A 1,014-nucleotide genomic window follows, 5' to 3' on the forward strand; every position below is an offset into this window, starting at 1 on the left:
CCCACGACGCGGCGACCGCGAGGCTCGCGGCGGCGAAGCAGCGGCTCCTGGCGTTCCTAGCCCGCCGCGGCTATGTCTACGGTGGCACGACGCCGGCCGGCAACCCCCGGAAGTACTGGACGTACGGCTTCCTCAGGTGGCTCGACGGCATACACCCCGCCGACGACGGAGGCATCCGGGCGCTTGCGGCGCTGAGGAACGAGGTCGAGGCGGCCGACGAGACGAGGGAGGCCCTCCTCGCCGAATACAGGGCCGCCGTCGCGGCGGGCCCCCTCTCGGCCGAGGTCGAGGCGCTCCAGTCGATCAAGGGGTGCGGGTTCGCGCTCGCCGCCGCCTTCGCGTCCGAGGTCGGCGACTTCTCGAGGTTCCGCTCCGGCAGGCAGGTGACGGCCTACTTCGGCCTCGCCCCGAAGCAGAGGTCGAGCGCGGACTCCGTGCGCCTCGGCGGAATCAGCGGGGCCGGCAACGCGCTCGTCAGGAAGCTGGCTGTCGAGGGGTCCTGGTGCTATGCCCAGGCCGGCCACCAGCCGAAGCTGATGCCCAAGGGCTCCGGCGTGCCCCTCGAGATAAGGATGCACGGGAGGAAGGGGTCCGAGAGGCTCCTGCGCCGCCGCGAGGAGATGATCGCCCGCGGGATGCCGCAGGCGAAGGCGAACGCGGCCACCGCGGCCGAGCTCGTGAGGTGGCTGTGGGCCCTCGGCACGATGTGCCGGGAGGGCGCGGAATAGACATAAGCCCCCGTCCCGGCGAGCCGGGCAGCCTTCGGGGACACCCCCGTTCTCGCTGTGCGCGCGGCGGCCGCCGCATGCGCGAAGACAGACTAGGGGAACCCCGCCGAAGGAGAGGATTGCGGGCCGCCGGAGCGGTATCCGCGGATATGAGACTGAGCCGAAGGCGTCGATGACATGCCGGGGGCGGACCGGGACGGGTTTAACGGCAGGCCCCGCCGACCGATTGCAAGCGGTCGGCGGGGCCATTGTGGCCCTTGACAGTGGATTGGGTCATATGAGCGAG

Annotated in this window: 1 protein-coding gene; it reads left to right on the plus strand. The window is 71.5% G+C overall.

From position 1 onward, the window contains the following. Positions 1-728: transposase (locus PMW67_RS09715; RefSeq protein WP_271739707.1), on the plus strand; the 728-nt coding region annotated here is incomplete at its 5' end. Positions 729-1,014: the final 286 nt, after the last annotated feature.

The sequence above is a fragment of the Collinsella aerofaciens genome (genome assembly GCF_028209395.1).
Classification (GTDB): Bacteria; Actinomycetota; Coriobacteriia; order Coriobacteriales; family Coriobacteriaceae; genus Collinsella; species Collinsella aerofaciens_AZ.